At 37.6% G+C, this 23,334-nt stretch carries 21 protein-coding genes, 3 tRNA genes and 3 pseudogenes; 16 read left to right on the plus strand and 11 right to left on the minus strand.

Annotated elements, in window-relative coordinates; translation table 11 throughout:
• The first annotated feature begins 173 nt into the window (after nucleotides 1–173).
• The 6 genes and pseudogenes from L2735_RS01870 (at nucleotide 174) to L2735_RS01895 (ending at nucleotide 5,722) form a co-directional block, all read left to right on the plus strand.
• Nucleotides 174–569: pseudogene (locus L2735_RS01870) on the plus strand (GFA family protein).
• Between the two features lie 44 nt (nucleotides 570–613).
• A pseudogene (locus L2735_RS01875) lies at nucleotides 614–1,376 on the plus strand (aspartate/glutamate racemase family protein).
• A gap of 129 nt (nucleotides 1,377–1,505) precedes the next feature.
• A complete protein-coding gene (locus L2735_RS01880) occupies nucleotides 1,506–2,030 on the plus strand; it encodes a VanZ family protein (RefSeq protein ID WP_248983087.1) in 525 nt (174 codons plus the stop codon).
• A 697-nt stretch (nucleotides 2,031–2,727) separates the two neighbouring features.
• The gene (locus tag L2735_RS01885) at nucleotides 2,728–3,042 is read left to right on the plus strand and encodes a hypothetical protein (RefSeq protein WP_248983088.1); all 315 of its coding nucleotides are present in this window, start codon (nucleotides 2,728–2,730) and stop codon (nucleotides 3,040–3,042) included.
• 119 nt (nucleotides 3,043–3,161) lie between these two features.
• Nucleotides 3,162–5,075: a S9 family peptidase gene (locus L2735_RS01890; RefSeq protein ID WP_248983089.1), complete on the plus strand. Its 1,914-nt coding sequence runs from the start codon at nucleotides 3,162–3,164 to the stop codon at nucleotides 5,073–5,075.
• Between the two features lie 230 nt (nucleotides 5,076–5,305).
• Nucleotides 5,306–5,722, plus strand: a complete 417-nt coding sequence (locus tag L2735_RS01895; RefSeq protein ID WP_248983090.1) for a GNAT family N-acetyltransferase — start codon at nucleotides 5,306–5,308, stop codon at nucleotides 5,720–5,722.
• Between the two features lie 190 nt (nucleotides 5,723–5,912).
• Here the strand turns inward: L2735_RS01895 and L2735_RS20140 are convergent.
• Nucleotides 5,913–6,152, minus strand: a pseudogene (locus tag L2735_RS20140) (hypothetical protein).
• A 124-nt stretch (nucleotides 6,153–6,276) separates the two neighbouring features.
• Between L2735_RS20140 and L2735_RS01905 the strand changes: the two are divergent.
• Nucleotides 6,277–7,470: a cation:proton antiporter gene (locus L2735_RS01905; protein WP_248983091.1), complete on the plus strand. Its 1,194-nt coding sequence runs from the start codon at nucleotides 6,277–6,279 to the stop codon at nucleotides 7,468–7,470.
• Nucleotides 7,471–7,641: 171 nt separating this feature from the next.
• Here L2735_RS01905 and L2735_RS01910 read toward each other — a convergent pair whose 3' ends face one another.
• Together L2735_RS01910 and L2735_RS01915 are read right to left on the minus strand one after the other, a co-directional pair.
• The gene (locus L2735_RS01910) at nucleotides 7,642–8,997 is read right to left on the minus strand and encodes a sodium-dependent transporter (RefSeq protein WP_248983092.1); all 1,356 of its coding nucleotides are present in this window, start codon (nucleotides 8,995–8,997) and stop codon (nucleotides 7,642–7,644) included.
• A gap of 251 nt (nucleotides 8,998–9,248) precedes the next feature.
• Nucleotides 9,249–9,722, minus strand: coding sequence for an Lrp/AsnC family transcriptional regulator (locus L2735_RS01915; RefSeq protein WP_248983093.1), 474 nt, complete (start codon nucleotides 9,720–9,722; stop codon nucleotides 9,249–9,251).
• Between the two features lie 302 nt (nucleotides 9,723–10,024).
• On the opposite strand from L2735_RS01915, the gene L2735_RS01920 reads away from it, so the two are divergent.
• The 4 genes from L2735_RS01920 (at nucleotide 10,025) to L2735_RS01935 (ending at nucleotide 13,144) form a co-directional block, all read left to right on the plus strand.
• Nucleotides 10,025–11,404: a Na+/H+ antiporter NhaC family protein gene (locus tag L2735_RS01920; RefSeq protein ID WP_248983094.1), complete on the plus strand. Its 1,380-nt coding sequence runs from the start codon at nucleotides 10,025–10,027 to the stop codon at nucleotides 11,402–11,404.
• Between the two features lie 76 nt (nucleotides 11,405–11,480).
• Nucleotides 11,481–11,939: an NUDIX hydrolase gene (locus L2735_RS01925; RefSeq protein ID WP_248983095.1), complete on the plus strand. Its 459-nt coding sequence runs from the start codon at nucleotides 11,481–11,483 to the stop codon at nucleotides 11,937–11,939.
• A gap of 52 nt (nucleotides 11,940–11,991) precedes the next feature.
• Complete coding sequence (locus L2735_RS01930; protein ID WP_248983096.1) at nucleotides 11,992–12,621, plus strand: FMN-binding negative transcriptional regulator; 630 nt, start codon at nucleotides 11,992–11,994, stop codon at nucleotides 12,619–12,621.
• Between the two features lie 55 nt (nucleotides 12,622–12,676).
• Nucleotides 12,677–13,144, plus strand: a complete 468-nt coding sequence (locus L2735_RS01935) for a GNAT family N-acetyltransferase (protein ID WP_248983097.1) — start codon at nucleotides 12,677–12,679, stop codon at nucleotides 13,142–13,144.
• Between the two features lie 85 nt (nucleotides 13,145–13,229).
• Here L2735_RS01935 and rrtA read toward each other — a convergent pair whose 3' ends face one another.
• Nucleotides 13,230–13,865: a rhombosortase gene (gene rrtA / locus L2735_RS01940; protein ID WP_248983098.1), complete on the minus strand. Its 636-nt coding sequence runs from the start codon at nucleotides 13,863–13,865 to the stop codon at nucleotides 13,230–13,232.
• A gap of 104 nt (nucleotides 13,866–13,969) precedes the next feature.
• A complete protein-coding gene (gene queC, locus L2735_RS01945; RefSeq protein ID WP_248983099.1) occupies nucleotides 13,970–14,662 on the minus strand; it encodes a 7-cyano-7-deazaguanine synthase QueC in 693 nt (230 codons plus the stop codon).
• Between the two features lie 248 nt (nucleotides 14,663–14,910).
• Between queC and queE the strand changes: the two genes are divergently transcribed.
• A complete protein-coding gene (gene queE / locus L2735_RS01950; protein ID WP_248983100.1) occupies nucleotides 14,911–15,579 on the plus strand; it encodes a 7-carboxy-7-deazaguanine synthase QueE in 669 nt (222 codons plus the stop codon).
• Nucleotides 15,580–15,704: 125 nt separating this feature from the next.
• On the opposite strand, the gene L2735_RS01955 is transcribed toward queE, so the two are convergent.
• The 4 genes from L2735_RS01955 to L2735_RS01970 all read right to left on the minus strand — a co-directional run bounded on the left by L2735_RS01955 (nucleotide 15,705) and on the right by L2735_RS01970 (nucleotide 17,375).
• Complete coding sequence (locus tag L2735_RS01955; RefSeq protein WP_248983101.1) at nucleotides 15,705–16,766, minus strand: PLP-dependent cysteine synthase family protein; 1,062 nt, start codon at nucleotides 16,764–16,766, stop codon at nucleotides 15,705–15,707.
• A 247-nt stretch (nucleotides 16,767–17,013) separates the two neighbouring features.
• Nucleotides 17,014–17,098: transfer RNA gene (locus L2735_RS01960), tRNA-Tyr, on the minus strand.
• Nucleotides 17,099–17,175: 77 nt separating this feature from the next.
• Nucleotides 17,176–17,260 (minus strand) — tRNA-Tyr (locus tag L2735_RS01965).
• Between the two features lie 30 nt (nucleotides 17,261–17,290).
• A tRNA-Tyr gene (locus L2735_RS01970) sits at nucleotides 17,291–17,375 on the minus strand.
• A gap of 124 nt (nucleotides 17,376–17,499) precedes the next feature.
• Here L2735_RS01970 and L2735_RS01975 point away from each other — a divergent pair.
• The 3 genes from L2735_RS01975 to L2735_RS01985 all read left to right on the plus strand — a co-directional run bounded on the left by L2735_RS01975 (nucleotide 17,500) and on the right by L2735_RS01985 (nucleotide 20,836).
• Complete coding sequence (locus L2735_RS01975) at nucleotides 17,500–18,003, plus strand: VC2046/SO_2500 family protein (RefSeq protein ID WP_248983102.1); 504 nt, start codon at nucleotides 17,500–17,502, stop codon at nucleotides 18,001–18,003.
• Nucleotides 18,004–18,135: 132 nt separating this feature from the next.
• Complete coding sequence (locus L2735_RS01980) at nucleotides 18,136–18,423, plus strand: DUF406 family protein (RefSeq protein WP_248983103.1); 288 nt, start codon at nucleotides 18,136–18,138, stop codon at nucleotides 18,421–18,423.
• 235 nt (nucleotides 18,424–18,658) lie between these two features.
• Complete coding sequence (locus L2735_RS01985) at nucleotides 18,659–20,836, plus strand: putative bifunctional diguanylate cyclase/phosphodiesterase (protein WP_248983104.1); 2,178 nt, start codon at nucleotides 18,659–18,661, stop codon at nucleotides 20,834–20,836.
• Between the two features lie 47 nt (nucleotides 20,837–20,883).
• Here the strand turns inward: L2735_RS01985 and L2735_RS01990 are convergent, their stop codons facing one another.
• Entirely contained in the window at nucleotides 20,884–21,372 is a 489-nt protein-coding gene (locus L2735_RS01990) for a YchJ family protein (protein ID WP_248983105.1), read from the minus strand.
• Between the two features lie 95 nt (nucleotides 21,373–21,467).
• Nucleotides 21,468–22,085, minus strand: coding sequence for a YybH family protein (locus L2735_RS01995; RefSeq protein ID WP_248983106.1), 618 nt, complete (start codon nucleotides 22,083–22,085; stop codon nucleotides 21,468–21,470).
• A gap of 128 nt (nucleotides 22,086–22,213) precedes the next feature.
• Between L2735_RS01995 and smrA the strand changes: the two genes are divergently transcribed.
• Nucleotides 22,214–22,804, plus strand: coding sequence for a DNA endonuclease SmrA (gene smrA / locus L2735_RS02000; protein WP_248983107.1), 591 nt, complete (start codon nucleotides 22,214–22,216; stop codon nucleotides 22,802–22,804).
• Nucleotides 22,805–23,334 lie beyond the last annotated feature (530 nt).

A 23,334-nucleotide genomic window follows, 5' to 3' on the forward strand; every position in this document is an offset into this window, starting at 1 on the left:
AGCGACTGTCTTTAATCGGTCTGGTTTATCATTCTTGTTCATCTTTCTGATTCAAGACGTCAGCTTCAATCTGTTAGTTCATTTAGCTCTAATAATCGTGTTAACTTATTGTCTAATCACCACCGAGTAAATTGGATGTAATACAGTTAACAGAATAAGGAAGCGTAATGATCATATTGACTGAGGTGGATAAAGTTAAAATACAGCCTTTGCACCAAGCAAGTTGCCATTGCGGCGCTGTACAAATGGAATTGTCATTACCTGATGGTTTAGTGGATGTTCGGCGCTGTGATTGCAGTATGTGCCGCCGCCGTGGTGCTATTGTTGCTTCAATTACTCTGGACGCGATTCGATTTATTAAAGGCGAAGACTATTTGAGCCTGTATTAGTTTAATACCATGACGGCGAATCATTACTTCTGTCAAATTTGCGGAATTTATGCCCATCATCAGCGCCGCTCCAATCCAAAACAATTTGGTTTTAACATAGCTTGTTTAGATGGGATTAACCCTTTAAAAATTGAACAAGTCAGCTTATACGATGGGGTAGCGCATCCCGCTGATCGGTAGAAAATATACAGTGCTGTTTTAATTCTTTTTAATAGGAAATCAATATGAAGACCATCGGTTTGCTTGGCGGGATGAGCTGGGAATCAACGGCGAGCTATTACAAAGCTCTCAACGAAGGGGTTAACAGGCAGTTGGGAGGTTTACACTCCGCAAAAATAGCGATGTTGAGTGTTGATTTTGATGAAATTGAAAAGTTGCAGCATCAAGGCAATTGGCAACAAACAGCTATTATCCTTTCTCAAACTGCGCTAAATGTAGAAAAAGCGGGTGCTGATTTTCTATTAATTTGCACTAATACGATGCACAAAGTCTATGAAGAAATATCAGCCCACATTAATATTCCGATTTTACATATTGCAGATGCCACAGCTGAGCGACTTATCAGTGATGGCGTTAAAACAGTTGGGTTATTAGGCACAGGGTTCACCATGCAGCAAGATTTTTATAAAGGACGTTTAAAAGATAAGCATGATATTACCGTTATAGTGCCAAGTGAGTCAGAGCAAAAAGTAGTACATGAGGTTATATATAACGAATTGTGTAAAGGTGAGTTTAAGCCGAAGTCTAAAGCGGCTTACTTATCGATTGTAGAGGGGTTATTTGTCCAAGGCGCCGAAGTCTAAAGCGGCTTACTTATCGATTGTAGAGGGGTTATTTGTCCAAGGCGCCGAAGCCGTAATTTTGGGCTGTACAGAAATAGCGTTACTCATTAATCAATCTGACACTAAAGTGCCTTTGTACGATACAACCAAAATCCATGCTAATGCTGCAATAGATTTAGCATTAGGAACTAAACCAATACAATGATTTTAAAGGTATATTCTTGTTAATGTTAGCTTGCTTAAATAAAGCGCTCATGTGTAATCTGATCTCTATTAATGGATAGCAAGTAATGCTGTGTACTTTGTAGACAGTTATTAATGGAATAATTAGATAATGACGCTTAATACCGACCCAGATAAATCTCGTCATCAAATTAAAGCGGCTAATGAAAAGCAGCTAAACATCAATCGTACTGATCACAATAGAGTGTTATATATTGTCAGTATATTGAGCTGTATTAGTTTTTTAGCTTTTATCGTGTGGATTATCTTTCAAGCAAATTCTGGCGGGAATAATATCTTTTTTGATCTTGTCAGAGCCATTCCATATGGTGATAAATTGGGTCATTTCTGTCTATTTGGCAGCCTAACAGCAATAAGTTTACTGGCGTCTAAGTGTGCTTTCTTTACGCTTAACTATGATCCATCTAATCCAATTAATCCAAGAAAGCCAATTCGAATCTATTATGCCGTTGGGATAATCAGTATTTTTGTTTTGCTTGAAGAAATAAGCCAAGGGTTTATAGCGACGAGGACATTTGATATTAGCGATTTAATTGCAGATGTGCTTGGGATAAGCTTGTTTAGTTATATAACGATAAAACTAGTAAGTAAATATCGTCACCGTTATGTTTGCTAACGATAAATGATGATTGTGATTCTAACTCCTTGTAATATATTCCTTAGTTCTACAGTGTTGTCATTTGAAAGGCCATACCAAAGGCATGGTCTGTTGAAGACGCAGCAAAATTAATTAATGATGAAGCGGGTAAACATTTTGACCCTGCATTGGTCATTCTGTTTAATCAATGCTTAGAGCAAATTTTAGAAATCAAATCATCATACAAAGATGAATAAATTTATCAGAAAAAGTTAGCAAAATTATGGCTACATTTTTACGATTTATAGCAGTTATATTTGCTGCTCTGGCGGTAACCTTTCTGGTTTTTTTTGTTATCGCTGCCTTAATTAATTATCACGTACCTGAACAAACAGAAATGCTAACTCAAGATAAACATAGCTATCTGCTGGTTTTTCGGAATTAACTTGTTTAATAAAATCAATAAGTCGTATTTTAGATACGGGGTGGGTGTCAGCTTATTTGATTGCTGGCGGCTTATTTAATACCAATTGGGATAAATAAGTGATCAGATATTACGTAGGGAAAATCGTTTAGAACAAGGCTGGAATTGCAGCTAGCTAGTTGCTCTACCTACAAAATTTATAACGAAGTTATAAGCGATTTTAACCAGTAAGAATGATCATGTTCTTATGCTGATTGGTATAACCTTTCATTTGACGATGAAATAGTACCATTCACTTCTGATAGCTGCAGTGTGTTCCCTGATGGCACTTTACAGCATCAACAACTTTGGCTTAAGTGTTGTACTGCCCATGACTTTGATTATTGGCAAGGCGGCAGTTACAAACAGAGACTTGACTCTGATAAACGATTAAAACAATGCGTCGCAAAAGTGGGACAGCCTCAAATAGCTGAGTTAATGCTAGCTGGCGTGCGTGTCGGCGGTAGTCCATATTTTCCAACTACCTATCGTTGGGGATATGGCTGGGCTTATCCAAGAGGCTATAAAGCCTTAACGCCAGATGAAATACAGCAAATTAAAGCGTTACAATTTAAAGGTTTTAAATGAGTAAACACATTAGCCATTAAAGCATGTAAATGTTAGTTTAATTTGTGTTCAATTTCTTAGTAAGCTGTTGAGTTGTCAATTTATTGAGAAAATCAATTTCAAGCAAATAAGGATATATTATGCTTAAGACGCTGATGAGTAGCGCAGTGATTGCGCTAGTGCTGACAGGTTGCTCCACTGCAGATAAACAAGTACAAACAGCCCCTCAAATTTCACCTCCCGCACAAAGCAATTTTAAAAGTTATAGCGCAGAAGAGTTCTATAAAACCACCAGTGTATTTGGTTCGTCGATAAATCACTCTGGTAGTGCTGTACTGGTTAGTAATGATGATAGCGGTATTTTTAATGCCTACAAGGTGCCTGTAGATGGTTTAAAAACAACTCAATTAACATTTTCTACAGAAGAGTCAATCTATGTTGAATCGTGGTTTCCAAAGGACGATCGTTTTCTTTATAGCGCTGATAAAGGTGGAGATGAATTAAACCATTTATTTGTTCAAGACTATGATGGGTCAGAAATTGATTTAACGCCTGGCGAAGGCCTTAAAGCAATGATGCTGTCATGGCATGAAGGTGATGAATCATTTTTTGTAATGACCAATGAACGCGATCCAAAATATTTTGATGTTTATCAATATAATACAGCTGATTATAGTCGTTCTTTAATATACAAAAATGATTCAGGCTTCACTGTAGAGAGCATAAGTCCTAATGGACGTTTTATCGCTTTAAGTAAAAATCATTCTAATAGCAACACCGATTTATATTTAGTCGATTTACGTTTAAAGATGTCTAAGCCTAGATTAATCACAGAGCATACTGGTGATGTTTCTTATTATGCCTATACCTTTACCAAAGATAATAAGCAGCTGTTATATGCTACCAATGAGTTTGGCGAGTTTAACCAGGCTTGGACCTATGATATTGGTACAGGTGAAAGTGAGTTAAACTATAAAGCGGATTGGGATGTCAGTTTTAGCTATTTTTCTAAAGATGGCCGTTATCAAATTACCGGTATTAATGCTGATGCTCAAACTCAGTTAACCATTACTGATGTTAGCAATAATAAAGCACTGTCTTTACCTGCGTTACCTAGTGGCGATCTACGTGGAGTTAATTTCTCACAAGACTCTTCGTCAATGGTGTTCTATATCAATTCCGATACCTCACCATCTAATTTATATAGTCATAAACTAGGCACAGATAAAGTATTGCGCCTGACTAACTCTGGCAATCCAGCGATCAAAGAAGAAAATTTAGTGGCGGGCGAAGTCATTCGATTCAAAAGCTTCGATGGTGTTGAGATCCCCGCTATTTTATATAAGCCTAAACAAGCTGAGTTTACCAAAGTGCCTGCCTTAATCTATATACATGGCGGGCCAGGAGGGCAATCACGTAAGGGCTACTCTGCCACGGTTCAGCATTTGGTCAATAATGGCTACGCGATCGTTAAAATCAATAATCGTGGTTCAAGCGGTTACGGTAAAACATTCTTTCACTTAGATGATAAACGTCATGGTGAAGATGATTTACGAGATGTGGTATATAACAAAAAGTACCTACAAAGTTTAGATTGGGTTGATGCTGATAAAATCGGCGTGATGGGTGGCAGTTATGGTGGCTACTTAACAATGGCTGCAATGGCATTCACCGATGAGTTTAAAGTTGGGATCAATATTTTTGGTGTAACCAATTGGGTTCGAACCCTAGAAAGCATTCCACCATATTGGGAAGCGTTCAGAAAAAGCTTATATGATGAATTAGGTGACCCTGCAGTCGATGGAGAAAGGTTACACAATATCTCTCCAGTATTTTTTGGTCATCAAGTTAAAAGCCCTGTGTTAGTAGTGCAAGGGGCAAATGATCCAAGGGTATTAAAAATCGAAAGTGATGAAATGGTTGAATCTATTCGTGCTGGTGGAACTCATGTTGATTATCTGATTTTTGATGATGAAGGTCATGGATTCAGTAAAAAGGATAATCGAATTAGTGCTTCAAATAAGTATTTGGTTTTTCTTAAGCAATACCTATAGTTAATTTCTCAAGGTGGGTTGATTTAAATTCATATAAGAAATTTAAAGGCCGCTACAGAGTAGCGGCCTTTTTGTTGGTTGATTTATTCGTGAGCTGAGTATATATATTTTTGTAGTGAAAAAAATTCAATTTTAAATGTGCGTATTTGTAGTATGTGTTTTAGTCTAATAGCGACTCTATTAACAAATTGCAGACGACAATAACAAACTGAGTGTTGAAGGAAATAAGCGTGAAGATTGAAGTGATAAATACAGAAGCTGAACAAATTGTTGAGCAGTTAGTTGCAGGTGTGCGCTCATTTAATCATGAGCAAATGGGGGATGAAACATCAAAGCCACTAACTGTTGTTATAAAAGATGACAATGATAATGTGATTGCAGGATTAGCAGGAAGAACCATTTATAATAAGTTTTTGATTAATGTATTGTGGGTTGATGAAAAACTAAGAGGTGAAGGGCTAGGTTATAAACTTATGGCGCTCGCTGAAAGTGAAGCCAGAAAGCGAGGCTGTCTTGCTGCACAAGTTGATACTTTGGCATTCCAAGCTTCTGACTTTTATCAAAAGAATGGTTTTACAATCATCGGCACCGCGCCTGGTTTTCCAGGCTGTCCTGAACAAAATTTCTTATTTAAACATTATGATTAAGGAGACGTTAAATAGAACACTGATTCGAACGTAATTCAATCAACAAGAACCAACATGACCTCGGGAGATATTAGAATTATTAAGACATGTCGATAAGAGCCTATTACTGTTTTATAAAAAGATGTTACTAAAAAGTGTTAAGGTGCTGAATTAATAGCTCCTAACTGGCAGAATCATAGTTGTAGCTAAATCAAAGTTGCGACCTAGTTATTAAAAAGTCTACTGTAGAGATATTAGGGGGTGTTGATCTTTCAAGGTTGTTTTTGCAGCGAATTGTTGGCCATTTATACAAGGCAGAGACTTTGTGGTGTAGTTATTCTACATAAAAAGTCGATAACGCAGTAAAAATCGCCAACAAACGCTGCCCAAAGGGTTCGACTAAAAGTGTTTTACTCTTTGTTGGATGAATTTCGCTTAGATGACTAGGCATCAATCCATCCGCCTCAATTAAAACACTTTTATCTCGAACAAAATTTAACCATCGAAGGTCAACACGGCCTAATAAATAATCTTAATTGGTTTATCGACCATAAGCTAAATGTGGAGATTGAATAATGTATGAAGAGTTGGCCATATTGGCCATTTTTGCGTTCTGTTATAGCGTTATTGCAGGTAGAGTTGAAAATTCGATGATATCTGGGCCTATGGTTTTTGTGGTTGTTGGTTTTGTATTAGGTCCATCAGTCTTAGGTTGGCTAGGTAAAACTGCTGATGGTTCTGGGATGCGTGTTTTCGCAGACCTAACACTTGCTGTCGTTCTTTTTTGCGATGCATCTAATAGTAATTTGAGTGTCCTCAAACGTCATATCTCTATTCCTTCGAGAATGCTCCTTTATGGTTTACCTGGCGCTATTGTACTTGGTTTCATCGTGGGTTATCTGTTATTCCCCAATTTGTCTGTTTATGAGATTGCCGCTTTGGCTACAATGCTTGCGGCAACGGATGCAGCGCTTGGTAAAGCTGTTGTATCTAGCCCAATAGTTCCCCCCAAGTTACGTGAAGGCTTAAATATTGAAAGTGGGTTAAATGACGGTTTATGCGTGCCAATATTATTTGTATTTTTAGCATTAGCTGCTGGTAGTGTCGCTGAAGGAGAAGTAACGCAAATTGCCTTAACCTATTTTTTAGAAGAGTTAGGGGTTGGTTTAATTGTCGGTCTTTCATGTAGTTATATTGCAACCAAGCTTATTACTTATTGCTATAACAAAAATTGGATTGCAGAAGTCTGGAGCCAAAACATAGTATTAACTCTTGCTTTGTGCTGCTTTGCTATTTCACAATCATTAGAAGGAAGCGGATATATAGCAGCGTTCACAGGGGGCTTATTATTTGGTTATTTAATGAATGAGCATAAACAGAAATTGATTTTACCAACAGAGGGTATTGGTGAAATCTTAGCTCTTTTAACGTGGATGCTGTTTGGCGCCATGATTATTGGGCCTGCATTTGAGTCATTTACTTGGACTATGTTGCTCTATGCGTTATTGAGTTTAACCATAGTCAGAATGCTTCCTGTATTTTTAGCTTTGGGCTGTAAAGGCGAAGATATATCTTCGAGGTTATTCCTTGGTTGGTTTGGCCCGCGAGGCCTAGCATCAATTGTATTTGTGGTGATCATGTTAGAGCGAGATCTGCCAGGCGGTGATTTCATTGCAATGACAGTCATCTGCACCGTGTTTATTAGTTTAATTGTTCACGGTATATCTGCGAAACCTTTGTCTAAATGGATAAGTAATCGTGAGAAATAATAACTTTGATTTAAACCTTAGTTAGAAGTTTAAACCAGTATCGCGGTTGATTTTCTCAAGATTTCTTCTGAGATGATTAACTGGATACTGGTTTTTATCTTATTGAGTAAAGTATCAAAGTAACTAAAGTACTTAGTTAAAGTACTTAGTTAAAGTACTTAGTTAAAGTACTTAGCTAAAAAGCTGCATGATAATTACGATGATTAATAGCGGACAAACATATTTTACGTAAACCTGCCATACACGCCAGAATAAGCTGTTTTGATTTACGCCATCTTGTTGAGCTATTTCAGCAAGTAAATCGTTTCTATGCCAAACCCAGCCCATAAATATTGCTATTCCCAGTGCTATTAACGGTTGAGCTCGTTCTGTGGTCATGGTGATAATAAAACCAAATAGAGCACTAAAGTTAAATACAATGAAAGAAGCTATTACTGCAATGACGGTTCCTACTATCAATGTTGCTTTACCACGTTTAATAGATGTTTTCTCAACAATATAACTTGTGGGAACTTCAACAATTGACATCGCAGATGTTAAACCTGCAATTGTCATTAATGCAAAAAAAACAATGGCGAGTAGGTATTGACTCATTCCACCAATAGAATCAAATAAAGCAGGCAAAACAGTAAACACTAAAGTATCTGAATTAAGTAAACTGCCATCATCAGCAAATATTTGTACGCCATTGTGTTGGGCGACATACATTGCTGGAATAATCATTAGTGCAGCCAAGAATGCCACCATGGTATCTGTTAGTGTCACATATGCAGTTAGCTGACTTAAGTTCTCTTGTTTATTTAGATAAGCACCGTAAACCATCATTGCACCAGTACCCACAGATAATGAGAAAAATGTTTGTCCTAGTGCGCTAACCAGTACATCAGTATGAAACACCATCGAAAAGTCAGGGACTAACAGTACTTTAAGGCCAGTTATGGCTCCAGGTTGACTTAATATGTACGCAGCACCGCCTATTAGCATCAGTAAAAGCATAGGCATTAAGCGTTTTGACCATCGTTCAATACCATTTTGTATCCCTTGTCTAATGACTAATATGACTAAACAAATAAACACTAAGGTAAAGGTTAGGTTTCTTGATATCGAAAAATCAGTTAACCAATGCGCGATATTGGGTTGTTGGGCTATTTCTGCAATGGGCGCTAATGCAAAGCTGATAAACCAGCCAGAGAGGATACTGTAAAAAGTACAAATTAATGTGGCTGTAATGATCGAGATTAACCCGATAGTTTTACCAATGTTTTGGCTTAATTTGTTACGACCCAGTTTAGCCATCGCGTCGGCTGGGTTTGTTTGGCCGTGTCGACCAACCATCAATTCAGCCATTAACATTGGGTAGCCTAATAAAATGATCAGTAATACATAAACTAATAAAAAGGCGCCCCCACCATGAGTAGCCGCTTGAGTAGGAAAGCCCCAAATATTACCTACACCGACTGCGGAGCCAGCAGCTGCCATGATAAAACCGATGCGTGAACTAAAATGTCCGTCTGTATGTGCGCTCATTATGACTCTCTGATGAGTTAAGATTTTAAAGAGCGCGGATAATAGTGATTTTCTGAGCTTTTGCAATGAAGGTTTATTGCTGGTAAATCTCTTTTGGTAATGTTAATGGTTATTTTTATGCTATTTTTGGCTATTTAAACTTTCCATTAGAGAATATGTTGATATTAAATTTTGTTGAGTTGTTGAGGGTGCGAGCTTTGCGCAATCTTCTGTAATTTAGTTTTTATTTGAAAGTTTGAACTGGCGCACGTTTAGTTAATAGGGATTGCTGTGCTGCTTTTGACATTTTTAAGAACAAAGCTCGAATGGATCCCTGCTATGTTTGGATTCACAGTGAGTTTGTCCAGTAAAAACAGTTTGTAGTTCTGCATGTCTTTGACTAAAACTTTGAGCTGGTAATCAGCTTCACTACCTGTGATTAAGCTGCATTCTTGTACTTCTTGATAGTTGAGTATGTCTTTTTCAAATGCTTCTAGTGTTTCGCTGGTATGCTTTTCTAATCGAATCTGAATATAGACTGTGAGTGCTAAGTTAAAGTGTTCAGCATTCAATAAAGTTGAGTAACCTGCTATATAGCCAGCATCCTCTAATGCTTTAACTCGACGAGAACAAGGTGAAGGCGACAAGCCCACTTTTTGGGCGAGCTCTTGATTTGATAAACGACCGTGATGTTGGAGTTCTGTTAGGATTGCAAAGTCGATTTTATCTAATGTTAATTCGTTCATGCGCTGCCTTAGAAGTTAAAAAGAGTGAAAATAGAAATCAATTAATTATAATCTCGACTCAGCTGAAAGTAACTAAAACCAATAAACCAAATTTAATGGTATTAAAGATATTGAACATTTAGTTTAACTGGATATTAATCTGTATTTCTTGTTATATCTGTGGCTCGTTTTCAAAGTTGATTTCTCTGTCAAAAATTCATATTTTATTTGCCTGTAATGTTTAATTTATGTTGACTCGATGACATAACGACATTATTTTGCACATCCATTTTCTAACTCTATTTTAAACAAGGAAAGACGTCATGACAGAGCCATCAGCGATCAGCTTGATCCCGCCTGTGGTTGTTTTGATATTAGCAATTATATTAAGAAGGCCTATCCTCGCATTGGTGATAGGCGCTGTTGTGGGTTTATTAATGCTCGACCCAACCGAAGCATTAAATAACTTTTCAGAAATTTCTCTCAAAGTCATGGCCGATGAAACGATAGGTTGGCTAATTTTGGTGTGTGGTACTTTTGGCGCGTTAATCGCTCTGCTAGTCAGAACTGGTGGTGCCTTTGCATTTGGTAAGAATGCATTGAAAGTGGCCAAAGGACCTAAGTCATCTTTGATGATGACCTTTGTATTAGGTGTCGCGATATTTATTGACGATTACCTCAATGCGCTTACGGTTGGTGAGACGATGAAACGTGTCACTGATAAGTTTCGTATTTCCAGAGAAATGTTGGCTTATGTTGTCGATTCTACTGCTGCGCCGATTTGTGTGTTGGTGCCATTATCGACTTGGGCGGTTTTCTTTGGTGGTTTATTAGTTGATAACGGCATAGCCGATACTGGGCAAGCGATCACTGTGTACATGTCTGCAATACCGTATATGTTATATGCATGGGTCGCTGTGATTATGGTGCCATTAGTTGTAATGGGGGTTATTCCGTTAATCGGCCCTATGAAAAAAGCAGAATTGAAAGCGAAACAAGGCATTGGTATTCCTGTTGATGAGTCTGAAGACATACAAACCAGTAATGACTATGCAGTTAAAGCCATGGAAGATGAATTTAAAACAGCAGATCATCAAGGTAAATTACATAATTTCTTAGTCCCCATTGTAATGTTAGTGGGTTTTACGGTGTATTTTGATATTGATGTTTGGTTAGGCTTATTAGCCACTATGGTCATTACTATCCCATATTATGCAGTGCAGAAATTGATGCCATTTTCTGAAATGATGGAGCAAATGATAGATGGCTTTAAAAGCATGTTGCCTGCAATTGGCACTGTCATAGCAGCTTTTATCTTTAAAGATGTTTGCGACCAATTATTACTGCCGCAATTTGTTATCGAAAGCTTGAGTCCATACATGACTGCTCAGCTTTTGCCAGCAGTGGTGTTTGTTGCGATGGCTTTATTAGCTTTCGCCACAGGCTCGAGTTGGGGGATATTTGCAGTTTCAATTCCTATTGTGATGCCATTAGCACAAGCGGTAGGCGCTGATATTCCATTAGTGATTGGGGCTTTATTATCAGCGTCATCATTTGGTAGCCAAGCTTGTTTTTACAGTGATTCAACGGTATTGGCTGCACAAGGTGCGGGTTGTAATTTGGTAAGTCATGCCATTACACAGTTACCTTATACTCTGATAGCTGCAACGATTACATTTATAGGCTTTATTGTGATTGCTTGATGCTCTATACATTTGCTTTTTTTAGCAGGTAACTTAATCATTTATTAAACCAGTGCTAGTCACTGGTTTTTTGTTAATGGGGTTTGAACTGATGCCGACTGATTTCAATGATATGAATAGAGGTTTTACAGGTTGTAAGTTGGCATTAATTTATCAAGAACAACTGGTAGTTTACAGAAGAGATAATTTTGATCATATTCCTTTTCCAAACAAGTGGGATTTCCCTGGTGGTGGCCGAGAAGGCAATGAAACTCCTGAAGAGTGTGTTTTGCGAGAGTTGTATGAAGAATTTTCTATTGCGTTACCTATCGATAGGTTGATATATAAACAACGGGGAAATAATCAAACAGCAAATGGATATTCGTATTTCTTCACTGCGATAGCTACTTGCAATGAAATTGAATCAATCCATTTTGGTAATGAAGGTCAATATTGGCGATTGATGCCGATAGCTGAGTACTTGATAAATCAAGATGCAATTCTCCCTTTACAACAGCGACTAACCGAATATCTTCAAACAAAAATCATTGATTAAGTTTAGTCGATTAAAAATCCAAAATACCAAGCAGGAAACCAGGTAATAAACTATGTATATCCCCAAAAAGTTACAAATGGAATCACAGCAGCAAATTCACGATTTTATCGATGAATTTGGGTTTGCAGTGCTAACAACCTCAAATTTAACGGCATCACATTTACCATTACTGTTAAAACGTGAAGAGGGGGAATTGGGTACCCTATATGGCCACCTTGCCAAAGCAAACAGCCACTGGAAATCAATGGACTGTGAGCCAATTTTAGCGGTTTTTTCCGGACCTCACGGTTATATCTCACCAACCTGGTACGATTCGTTTCCTGCGGTACCAACCTGGAATTATGCTGCTGTTCATATAAAAGGTGAGGTGTCTTTAACGGATGAAGAAACCACGTTGCAGGTGTTAACAGATACTATTGATAAATATGAATCAGGTTTACTGTCACCTTTAAATAACAGTGCAAGTGAACATGGCTTTATTCCAGCTGAATATAAAGCCAAGCTTTCGAAAGCTATTATTGGTTTTAAAATCTCGATAACATCCATTGAAGGAAAGCTTAAGCTTGGTCAGCACAGAACAACAGCAGATCAGCTTGGGGTGATTGCTGGATTGAATCAATCTACGAGACTCGATGACCAAGCCTTATTGGCTTATACCAAGCGGCATACAGAAGTGGACTAAATATTAGTTTGTATACAAGCTGGCTTGCAATCAAAGATAGGCAAGGGATATAACGTTGGAAAATAAAACACGGCACAATGATATTAATGGTTATTACATCAGTACCGACAATGCCCAAATTGATATTGATATCGTGCACACGTTTATTTCTAGCTCTTATTGGGCTAAAGACATTCCAATGAAAACATTACAAAAAGCGATTAAGCATTCATTTTGTTTTAGTGTGTTCACAGATTCAAATGTGCAGGTTGGCTTTGCAAGGCTTATCACTGATCAAGCAACTTTTGCCTACCTTGCTGATGTTTTTATTTTGGATGACCATAGAGGTAAGGGGTTAAGTAAGTGGCTTATCGATGTGATTGTTAATCATGACAACGTGGTTGGATTACGTAGAATGATGCTTGCCACCCGTGACGCCCATGGTTTATACGCTCAAAATGGTTTTCTACCGATTGAAAATCCTGAAATTTTAATGCAGATTTGGCGGCCAAATATATACTTAGGTGCTGGGATTGAAGATTAAAAGCAATAAAACAAAAACAGCAACCTTAGCTGCTGTTTTCGAAATATAGTTAAATAAATATTTAGCTGGTGGCAATAAGTTTCGTTTAAGAAGTGATAGTTTTATTGTGCTTAAAAAATCGTGTTAGCGGCAACCAGACTAAGCCACAAAGTAATCCACTTATTACGCCGATAAAATGTGACTCCGTAGCAACTCGAGCATTGATGATGGCACTAACACTTTCACTTGCTCCAAAATACATTTCATAGCCGACTTTTGTAAAGACACCAATAAGTAACAGATAGCCAGAAAAGTAACCTTTACGGATATCTAATAGAGCGCCGAAGGTGAATAAACCGTGTAACAGTCCACTTAATCCAACATATCCTTTAAGTTCAGGGTAAAAGAAATATAACCCTAACCCCTCAAATACACAGAGACTTAAAAACAAGCTGATGAATTTGTTAGCACTGCCTTTGTAATGCATTTCGTGTAGAAATAAAATGACCCAAAAACCAGCGAGGTTCATGAGCAAATGCCATAAATTGGTATGTAACAAGTTACCTGTAATTATTCGCCAATATTGCCCGTCACTAATGTTGTCATAGCGATAACTGAATAGATTGTTAACATCAACTGCACCCATTGGGCTAATTGATAAAACAAACAAAACACAACAACATACACTGACCATGATGGCGAAATAGTAGGTGCCTGCACTTTTATTACTTCTTCTTGCCATGTTTTAAATCCATTTACACTTCACATTGCTGTTTATTATAGTTAACACTCAAATTTTCATTGGTTTCTTTAATGTTTAAACATTAAAAATTATCAACGACTATGTTACTCAGCTAATTGCTTAGCGTTTAAAGAGTCCATAACGCTTTGCTTGTTGTTTAGGTATTCATCTAAACCACGCTGTCTGAGTAAACATGCTGGGCAATCGCCACAACCACTGCCTTTGATACCGTTATAGCAAGTTAATGTTTCGTCAGTAACTAAAGATAGCGACTGGTACTTATCCGCTAGTGCCCATGTTTCAGCTTTATTGAGCCACATTAATGGCGTCACTATCTTTAATGGCTTATCCATACCCAATGCTAAAGATTGCTGCATTGATTTTATGAACTCGTCACGGCAATCGGGGTATCCTGAGAAATCAGTCTCGCAAACCCCGGTAATGATTGCTTCGCAGCCTAGTTGATAAGCATAAATACCTGCGAGAGTTAAAAATAAAATGTTTCTACCCGGTACGAAGGTGCTCGGCAATCCATTGTCCATTAGCTCGTGTGAAACGGGAATGGCATCTCTAGTCAGTGATGAAATCGCTAATTCATTAAGCAGGCTAACATCCATGACCTTATGACTCGCAATGTTAAGTTGCTTCGCTAACGACTGTGCAATTTCAATTTCTTGACGATGACGTTGGCCATAGTCAAAAGTAATAGCATGGACTTCATCATATTGAGTCATGGCTTGGATTAGGCAGGTTGTGGAGTCTTGGCCACCAGAGAAAACTACAATTGCTTTAGACATAAATTTTACCGTAAAAATAATAACTGCACTTTGCTACTGAAGTACTGGTTTTAAAGAGTTTGTTTCAATAGAAAAATTATACCGTTATTACTCAATTAATTATTAATTTAGATGTATTTTAACTTAATGCAGCTTGCGATAGCAAAAACTTGCAGCTGGTTCGAAAATCATCTATAAATGCGCCTTTGAATCGGTCTGCACTTTACAAGACCAACGAGATTTAGTGCCATTTTAAATAAGGTTAGCCAATGAAGTATCCTGTAAACGAAGTTTTTGAAACAATCCAAGGTGAGGGGACGTTTACGGGGGTGCCAGCTATTTTTGTTCGTCTACAAGGTTGTCCTGTAGGTTGCTCTTGGTGTGACACTAAACAAACATGGGAAGTATTAGCTGAGAATAAAGTTGCTCAAGAACAAGTGATCCAAGTTGATGGCACCATTGGGCGCTGGGCTGAGCATGATGCATCGAGTCTTATTAATGCATTTAAAGCCAAGGGGTTTACCGCTAAGCATATTGTATTAACAGGTGGCGAACCTTGCTTATATGATGTTACGACTTTGACAAATGATTTCATTGCAGCAGGTTACGATATTCAAATTGAAACCAGTGGCACATTTGAAATACTTTGCCATCAAGATGTTTGGGTGACGGTTTCACCAAAAGTAAACATGAAGGGTGGTTATGCAGTACTTGAACAAGCACTAAATCGCGCCAATGAAATTAAGCATCCTATTGCAACACAGAAACATATTGATGAATTAGATAATTTACTTGCTCCGATCGATATCAGCGATAAAACAATTTGCTTGCAGCCTATCAGTCAAAAAACTAGGGCAACAGAACTTGCTATGAAAACCTGTATTGCTCGAAACTGGCGCTTGTCCATCCAAACACATAAATACTTAGATATTGACTAGTGCATGGCAACAATATTGAATTTTTATGATTTTACAAATCAAAAACCGCTTATTTAAGCGGTTTTTTACTATGAGATTTAATTAAACATGACGTTTGCAAGCTTATTTAGCTAAAGCGTATGTGATTAGCTAAGGCTGCCTGTTTTATCAAACTTTGCCAGTAACTCATCATATTGCTCAGTTGAGCCTATGTTGTCAGCAATCCATTGTGCATCATAGTAAGTATCTAGATATCGTTCACCTGAATCACACAGTAAAGTGACTAATGAGCCTCGTTGCCCTTGTTGCTTCATCTTACAAGCCAGTTGCATAATCCCGAATAAATTGGTGCCAGTAGAAGGGCCCACTTTACGGCCAATGAGTCTGGCTAACCAGTTCATTGTGGCAAGAGATGCCGCGTCAGGAATTTTAATCATTTCGTCAACGACACCGGCTATAAATGAAGGCTCAACTCTCGGTCTTCCGATCCCTTCAATTTTACTGCCATTTTCGCAGGTTAATGATAAATCTCGTTTGTAAAAATAGTCGTAAAAAACCGAGTTTTCAGGGTCTACAACACATAATTGTGTTGGGAGTTGCTGATAGTTGAGATAGCGACCGATAGTTGCTGATGTACCGCCTGTACCTGGGCTCATTACAATCCAAGTGGGAATAGGGTATGGCTCTTTCTTCATTTGGTTGAAAATGGAGTCGGCAATATTGTTATTACCGCGCCAATCGGTTGCACGCTCTGCATAAGTAAACTGATCCATGTAATGGCCATTTAACTCTTCTGCAAGACGTTGAGACTCTGCATATATTTTACTGCTGTGGTCGACAAAGTGACATTGTCCACCGTAGAACTCTATTTGTTCAATCTTGGTCTTCGCAGTAGAAGATGGCATGACCGCAATGAAGGGCAGCCCTAATAAACGTGAAAAGTATGCTTCGGATACCGCAGTGCTTCCTGAAGAGGACTCAATTATAGTGGTGTCTTCTTTTACCCAACCATTTGATAAAGCGTACAAGAACAATGAACGGGCTAAACGATGTTTAAGGCTACCCGTTGGATGGGTGCTTTCATCTTTTAAATAAATATCGATACCGTCAAGCTGGGGGAGGTCTAATTTGATTAAGTGTGTATCGGCACTTCGCTGAAAGTCGGCTTCGATTTTCGCGATGGCTTGGTTTACCCATAGCTTTGACATTGTGTAGCCCTATAGAACAATAAAAGAATCATCTTAATCACAATTATTAGCGGCTAACAGTGTTTGCATCTAATTTTAATAAAAATTGTTGAATTAATTGTGAAGTAATTTTTTTAGGATCAATTTATTGGGAGAATTAAATAGGCAAAGAAATATTTAAATATAAAATATTGATATAAATGTAAGGAAATTGATTAAAAATTTATTGAGTTGAATTTGATCTGAAATTAACAGGAAGTATAAGAAGTGGTGGAGGGAGAAGGATTCGAACCTTCGAAGGCTGAGCCGTCAGATTTACAGTCTGATCCCTTTGGCCACTCGGGAACCCCTCCACATTTTCTTATTTGTCTTGCTATGTTATTCATTGTTGGCCACAACAATAAATATAAGTGTTAACCATACCGATAAATGGTGGAGGGAGAAGGATTCGAACCTTCGAAGGCTGAGCCGTCAGATTTACAGTCTGATCCCTTTGGCCACTCGGGAACCCCTCCACGAAACGGTATATTTATCACTAGTGCAAATGGTGGAGGGAGAAGGATTCGAACCTTCGAAGGCTGAGCCGTCAGATTTACAGTCTGATCCCTTTGGCCACTCGGGAACCCCTCCTCAATTGCGGCGAGAATAATAGTCACGAATTAAATATAAGTAAAGCCAAAATCGAAAATAACTCTCAAGTATTTGTTCAAGTGGTCGATAAAATAACAATCGCTGTTATTAATGATGTTTTTATATGCAAATTGAGTTTCCTTTAGTCAATGAACTACAACTGGGCAATCGCTTAAATGATGCGATTGAACATGATCGACGTGGTGAATTTGCACTTCTTTTATCTATGCTTTCAACTGACGCAAGAGACATGTGTCAATTTCAGCTTGATAAAGAACTTAATGTAGATGAAAAATTGTACAAAGCTTTTGAACTACCTCAAAAGCAGCAACTCGTATGCGATTTAAGTGAGCAGCAGGCAGTTAACCATGCTAATGATTTTCATATAAGTGGCGCCTCTCAATTTCATTTGAAACAAGCTTTACACCCAGAAGCATTAGTCACCCGTGGTAAGTATGAAGATGAGATGCAAATAGTCTTAGCCAATTGTGACGAGTTAACTAAATTAAAGCATCAACAGAAAGCGCCTGACATTTCAGATTTAAACCAAATACATTTTTTAGATCAATTAGCCACTCAACGTAAAATTAGTGAAACATTAGCTAACCAACTTTATGCAGTTGCTTGATTAATAAGCAATAATGTTTCTTTCTGTAATATTTGTTGAATATTATGTTCTGCTAATTGTGTGAACTAACTAGATTATTAATTACAGTTTTTACGATATGCTGACGCTTTAACGAACTGAAAGGCGATTGGAATGATTAAAACGATTACTAAGCAAGAAGTTCAAGTCAGTGATAGTTGCAATGACTGTGGCTCATTTGTTGATATTGGTACCGTGATAGATGAACAAGATACTCAACTTATCCTTCAAGTAGAAGGCGATAATGCGGCAGCTGATGCTGAAAGTATTATTAATAAGGCAAAGACACGTTTTGATAACGTGAATACTCGTCTAGATAAAACAGAAACTCATTTAACTGTCTTCATCGATTTTGAGTTCACAGCCGAAAAAATGATTTTTCAATTAGAAAATAGTCTATAAACACTCAAGTTATAGATTGTTATCTTTAATTCGCCGGTTACATCTTGTATTTTTTTGTTGTAAGTGTAACCTGCGTAACAGTACTACTTTTGGATTAAGCCTTTTTAGCTTAATCATACATACAGTTATGTGACTGTAATTTAATGGGTAAGTTACTTACCCTGACTTTAAATGCGATAAAACCTCCTAAGAATGAGGTCAACCCGATTGCTATGCTGTCTTGTTGGGAATAATAATGAAACAAACTGAGCAACAACATTTATTAGAGTTAATTGTTAACTCTGTCGCTAAAGAGAAAGGGGATTTTACCCGAACCTCTGAATTAGCATGTAAATTGTTATTGAAACACTTCAACGCAACCTGCGTGTCAGTCATTTCTCTGCGTAATAAAGCACTTGAGCAAAAAGTGGTTGCTTGTTTATCGCCTGTTGTTGCCATCAGTGACGCTATTAAGCAACTAAGGCATGATAACTTTGCCTCTGAAACCTATTTTGAAGAAATCCGCCGCTACAGACACATTGCCAGTAGCATTTCTGCCTCAGACAAACGTTTAGCCTGCTTTTCAGATTATTATAAACAGTCTGGTATTCAATCGAACCTTGATGTCGCTATTCGAATTAACGGCCATATTGAAGGTTTGCTGTGTATTGAGTTTGATCATCATGTAGAACTTTCAATTCCAACGATAGAGTTCGCATGCCAATTTGCAGATCAATTGGCATTAACTTTAGCCACTCAGTACGCTTATGATAATGATGAACGGTTAACTTTGTTTCATAGTGCGACAGAACAAGCTCAGCATGTTTTGATGTTGGTTAATCTTAAAACCCAAATTATAGAATATATCAACCCGGCTCATGAGAAATTAACCGGGCTTAGCCGAGAAGTCGTTCAAGACAATGAATTAATCACCCTAGATTTTTTTCGTGGTAAACGTGACTTAGCAAATGAACTAACTGAAAAGCTCATTGCTGGAGAAATGGTAAAGGGTGAAACAGAATTAGTAAGGCAAGATGGCAGCAGATATTGGGTACAATACCAAGCAAATCGTTTTGTTACTCAGAAGGGTAACTATTATGCACTAGTATCTTGTATTGATGTTTCGGATCAACGTCGCCATAAAGACGAATTAGAAAACCTTGCTTGGAATTGCACATTAACAGGTTTGCATAACCGCCTTCATTTTACTCAGCAACTTGATAGAGCAACCAAAGGCATATTAATTTTAATCGATTTGATGGGCTTTAAACGCTTTAATGATACTAGTGGTCATGAACAAGGTGATGCACTACTAACTGAAGTCGCAAGACGATTAAAACATTTTGCTCAAAGTAATGATGCTGTAGATGTGGCTCGAGTAGGTAGTGATGAATTTGCTGTGTTGTTACCTGAATTAGCTTCAGCTGAAATATTAGAAGAGAAAATCATTAAGTTGTATCAAAAACTTGCTGTACCTTCTGTTATTGGCCGCGAGAAAGTTGACCCTAAAGCTGCTATCGCAGTTGTTGATGTGGCAGCGGTCGCATCGCAGTTTTCACCGCTATCATGTGCAGATATTGCCCTGCAATATGCTAAAAAGAAAGCCATGATGAATTATCAAATCTTTAATGATGATTTACTGGCGACTTTTAAAAATAATGCTGATATTGAACGAGATTTAATGACAGCTATTCGTGGCAGACAGTTCGAGCTTTATTATCAACCTTTAATGGATTTAAATAATCATAAATTCATCGGCGCCGAAGCCCTGATTCGTTGGCATCACCCTAAAAAAGGTGTGTTATATCCAGGGGCTTTTATTGAGATCGCCGAACAGTCAGGAATGATTAACGCGATTGGCGATTGGGTACTAGAGGCTGCTTGTAAGCAATTGAATTTATGGCAACGTAAGAATGTCGATATAGTTATGCACGTTAATGTCGCAGCGAGACAGTTCTTTAGTGGTAACCTTTTTGAGCAAGTATGGAATTTAGTGACTCGTTATCGCTTAAAACCGCAAAGTTTAATTCTTGAAATAACTGAAACTGAATTAATGGGTGATATACGTCATGCGACACGATTATGTCAGGAACTTGCTGATTTAGGCGTCGGGCTTGCCATTGACGACTTTGGAACGGGTTACAGCTCAATGCGATATCTTAAGCAATTCCCAATCAGTAAGCTTAAAATTGATCGTTCATTTATTTCCGATTTAACCACAAGTCACGAAAGCCGAGAAATCGTCAGTGCGATTATCGCTATGGCAAAAGCGTTGAATATTTCGTTAACAGCGGAAGGGGTCGAAACCAAAGAACAAGAACTGTTTCTAGAAGATAGCTGTTGTCATCACGCTCAAGGCTTCTTGTATAGTCCTGCGATTAGAGAAAATGAGTTTTCAAAGTTCATTTTTGAACAGAATAAAGTGGTTCATTAATATTTAAGTAATGATTAATATCTAGTATTTAAATCAAAATATTCAGATCAGTATTGTTTCTTCATACAGCAAGCTTTGAATTTTTTACCACTATGGCAGATACATTTGTCATTTCTTTTAGGTAATTGAGCCTGTTTTTGCTGTCCTTCAGTGTAGAACCAACTTCCGTTTATATACTTAAACTGCGAACATTCATATATTGCATCAATACACCCTTCATTGAGATACCAGGCTTTAAAAGTCACTGTACCCGATCCAATACTAGGGTCTTGATTTGACTGTTCAACATCTAATCCTAACCACTGTGTTTCGTTAGCTCCCTGTGCAAGCAATTGCAAGGTTAATCCATTTTTGTAATCAGGATGATGAGTATCCAATAAATATTGAAATTCTTGTAACGCAAAAGCGGAATAACGCGAACGCATAAGGTCTTCAACATTCTTAGCCGATTTTTGGGCCAAATGGTAAGGTTGACAGCAGTCTATATAGTTGTTTGGTTTGCCACATGGGCATAAAAGAGTGGTATCTGAATTCATTGGTTTAGTTACTAAAGGTTTTTACGGGAATATGCGCTATAGGAGCATTATTACTAAAACGGCAGGAAATGAACAGCTAACCTAGCTTAATACGTCTAGTGATTTTGAGTATCAGGCTCAGGTTCAGTGACTACTTCAAGCTCGACAACGACTTCTTCAACAGGCTCAAGAGTAGGGTTGAATTGACGACCAAAGTAAAGATTAGAAACAGGTTTGGCTGAAAAGTAGAAATCTGGATTGGCTTTTGTGTTTGAATCAACAATAAATTGCCATTGGTTGTCTTTCCCTTTTCTTGAAACTAAAACAAATTTGCCGGAAAAGACGCTTGTTGGCTCACCTGTTTCTTTTCTTGGATGAAAGCGAACCAGATAATAACCAACATCGGTGGCATTTTTATCAGACAACTCACGGTTAATCACTCTAAAGTCCACATCAATATGCGCAGACTTTTTTGCTATTTTTTTAAAGAAACCTGAATAAAGGCCAAGAATAGCCTCTTTGCCTGTGATAATTTCTTTATCAAGGGTTTCAGATATATACACTGCGTCATTTGTATATATATTATTGATTTTATTTAGGTCTAAATTTTCAAATGCCGCAGAGAAAACTTTATAATTTGCATTAAGCGCTTCATTATCTGTTGTTTGTTCAGCAGATACGAAAAAACTCATGAAAGAGATATAACTAATAAACAACAGTTTGATTTGGCTCATGTAAATATAATGCTCTTAATTATAATTTCTAATTGAATGCAACATCTTCAAAATATGGGTGACACTATAAATTATTCTTACTAGTATCAAAAGCGTCGAATCTTTACAAAGTGTGTAGGAGGGGGATTATGCAGCAACAAGACGATGATTTATTTATGGCCGCAATGGCTGATGTTAAACCATTAACAGCAAACAACAATCACTTTCATGCGTCCTCCCTGGGTGTTACAGGTGCACAGCTCGCTAGAAGGGCAGCAGCCGAGCAAAATGAATATTTACAAAAGCTTTCACTAGCGCCCGCAATATTTGAACCTGTTAAACCAGATGATGTTCTCAGTTATAAAAAGAATGGTGTTCAGGAAGAAGTATTTCGTCACTTACGTTTAGGTAAGTATAAAATCAAATCGGTGATTGATTTACATGCTTACAGTTTGTCACAAGCCCGAGAGGCGCTTATTGATTTAGTCCTAAAGGCGCACAATAGAGGCGAGCGAAACTTACTGGTTATTCATGGTAAAGGTTTTAACAGTAAACCTTACCCAGCTTTGATGAAGACTGCAGTAAACAACTGGTTAGAACAACTTGAAGAAGTTCAGGCTTTTCATAGTGCGACTCGTGAACATGGAGGCACTGGCGCGTTATTTGTCATGTTAGTTAAATCAGAGCAGCAAAGAGTTGTTGCAAGTGAAACGAATAGAAAAGGGAGCGGCTTTAGGTAGTGATGGTATGCCAGAATTCAGACAATAACTGCAACACCCATAATTAAGCCCGTACAACGGGCTTTCATATTTTCATGAATAAAAAATTTTGATTGTCTCTTAAAAATAGTTTTAAACGAATAAATAGGCTAACACTAATAATAAGCCAACAAAAATAGCTATTGAGGCTAAGTTACTATCTTTTTCATCAATCTCATTGTTGAGTCTTTTGGTTCGTTTTTTTCGATATTTTACATAACTGCTTTTTTTCATACGGGACCTTGGTTTCTAACTATGAAACCGAATAATTAAACTCTGGCGATATTTTTTAGTTTTCGAATTTACAGTTGGAAGAATCCTTTGTGGTTTACCCACAATTTAGTTATTAGATAAAACTCAATTTAAATGACGATTAACTTAGTCATTTTGAAGCTTAAAATAACCTAGTTTTAGTTAATATTGTGAGACTAGAAGTGAATTGAACAGTTTTTCACAATGGTTGTAACTTTGTTGTGTAGTTCGTTTTGGTAATGTTGCCGGTTGGTGTTTTT

The sequence above is a fragment of the Shewanella olleyana genome, assembly GCF_023283825.1.
Lineage (GTDB): Bacteria > Pseudomonadota > Gammaproteobacteria > Enterobacterales > Shewanellaceae > Shewanella > Shewanella olleyana.

Coding starts and splice junctions, on each gene's coding strand:
- L2735_RS01980 (WP_248983103.1), top strand. CDS start 18,136: ATGATTAAAACGATTACTAAGCAAGAAGTTCAAGTCAGTGATAGTTGC.
- L2735_RS01930 (WP_248983096.1), top strand. CDS start 11,992: ATGTATATCCCCAAAAAGTTACAAATGGAATCACAGCAGCAAATTCAC.
- L2735_RS01905 (WP_248983091.1), top strand. CDS start 6,277: ATGTATGAAGAGTTGGCCATATTGGCCATTTTTGCGTTCTGTTATAGC.
- L2735_RS01985 (WP_248983104.1), top strand. CDS start 18,659: ATGAAACAAACTGAGCAACAACATTTATTAGAGTTAATTGTTAACTCT.
- L2735_RS01880 (WP_248983087.1), top strand. CDS start 1,506: ATGACGCTTAATACCGACCCAGATAAATCTCGTCATCAAATTAAAGCG.
- L2735_RS01890 (WP_248983089.1), top strand. CDS start 3,162: ATGCTTAAGACGCTGATGAGTAGCGCAGTGATTGCGCTAGTGCTGACA.
- queE (WP_248983100.1), top strand. CDS start 14,911: ATGAAGTATCCTGTAAACGAAGTTTTTGAAACAATCCAAGGTGAGGGG.
- L2735_RS01955 (WP_248983101.1), bottom strand. CDS start 16,766: ATGTCAAAGCTATGGGTAAACCAAGCCATCGCGAAAATCGAAGCCGAC.
- smrA (WP_248983107.1), top strand. CDS start 22,214: ATGCAGCAACAAGACGATGATTTATTTATGGCCGCAATGGCTGATGTT.
- L2735_RS01915 (WP_248983093.1), bottom strand. CDS start 9,722: ATGAACGAATTAACATTAGATAAAATCGACTTTGCAATCCTAACAGAA.
- L2735_RS01925 (WP_248983095.1), top strand. CDS start 11,481: ATGGGGTTTGAACTGATGCCGACTGATTTCAATGATATGAATAGAGGT.
- L2735_RS01995 (WP_248983106.1), bottom strand. CDS start 22,085: ATGAGCCAAATCAAACTGTTGTTTATTAGTTATATCTCTTTCATGAGT.
- L2735_RS01910 (WP_248983092.1), bottom strand. CDS start 8,997: ATGAGCGCACATACAGACGGACATTTTAGTTCACGCATCGGTTTTATC.
- L2735_RS01920 (WP_248983094.1), top strand. CDS start 10,025: ATGACAGAGCCATCAGCGATCAGCTTGATCCCGCCTGTGGTTGTTTTG.
- queC (WP_248983099.1), bottom strand. CDS start 14,662: ATGTCTAAAGCAATTGTAGTTTTCTCTGGTGGCCAAGACTCCACAACC.
- L2735_RS01975 (WP_248983102.1), top strand. CDS start 17,500: ATGCAAATTGAGTTTCCTTTAGTCAATGAACTACAACTGGGCAATCGC.
- rrtA (WP_248983098.1), bottom strand. CDS start 13,865: ATGGCAAGAAGAAGTAATAAAAGTGCAGGCACCTACTATTTCGCCATC.
- L2735_RS01990 (WP_248983105.1), bottom strand. CDS start 21,372: ATGAATTCAGATACCACTCTTTTATGCCCATGTGGCAAACCAAACAAC.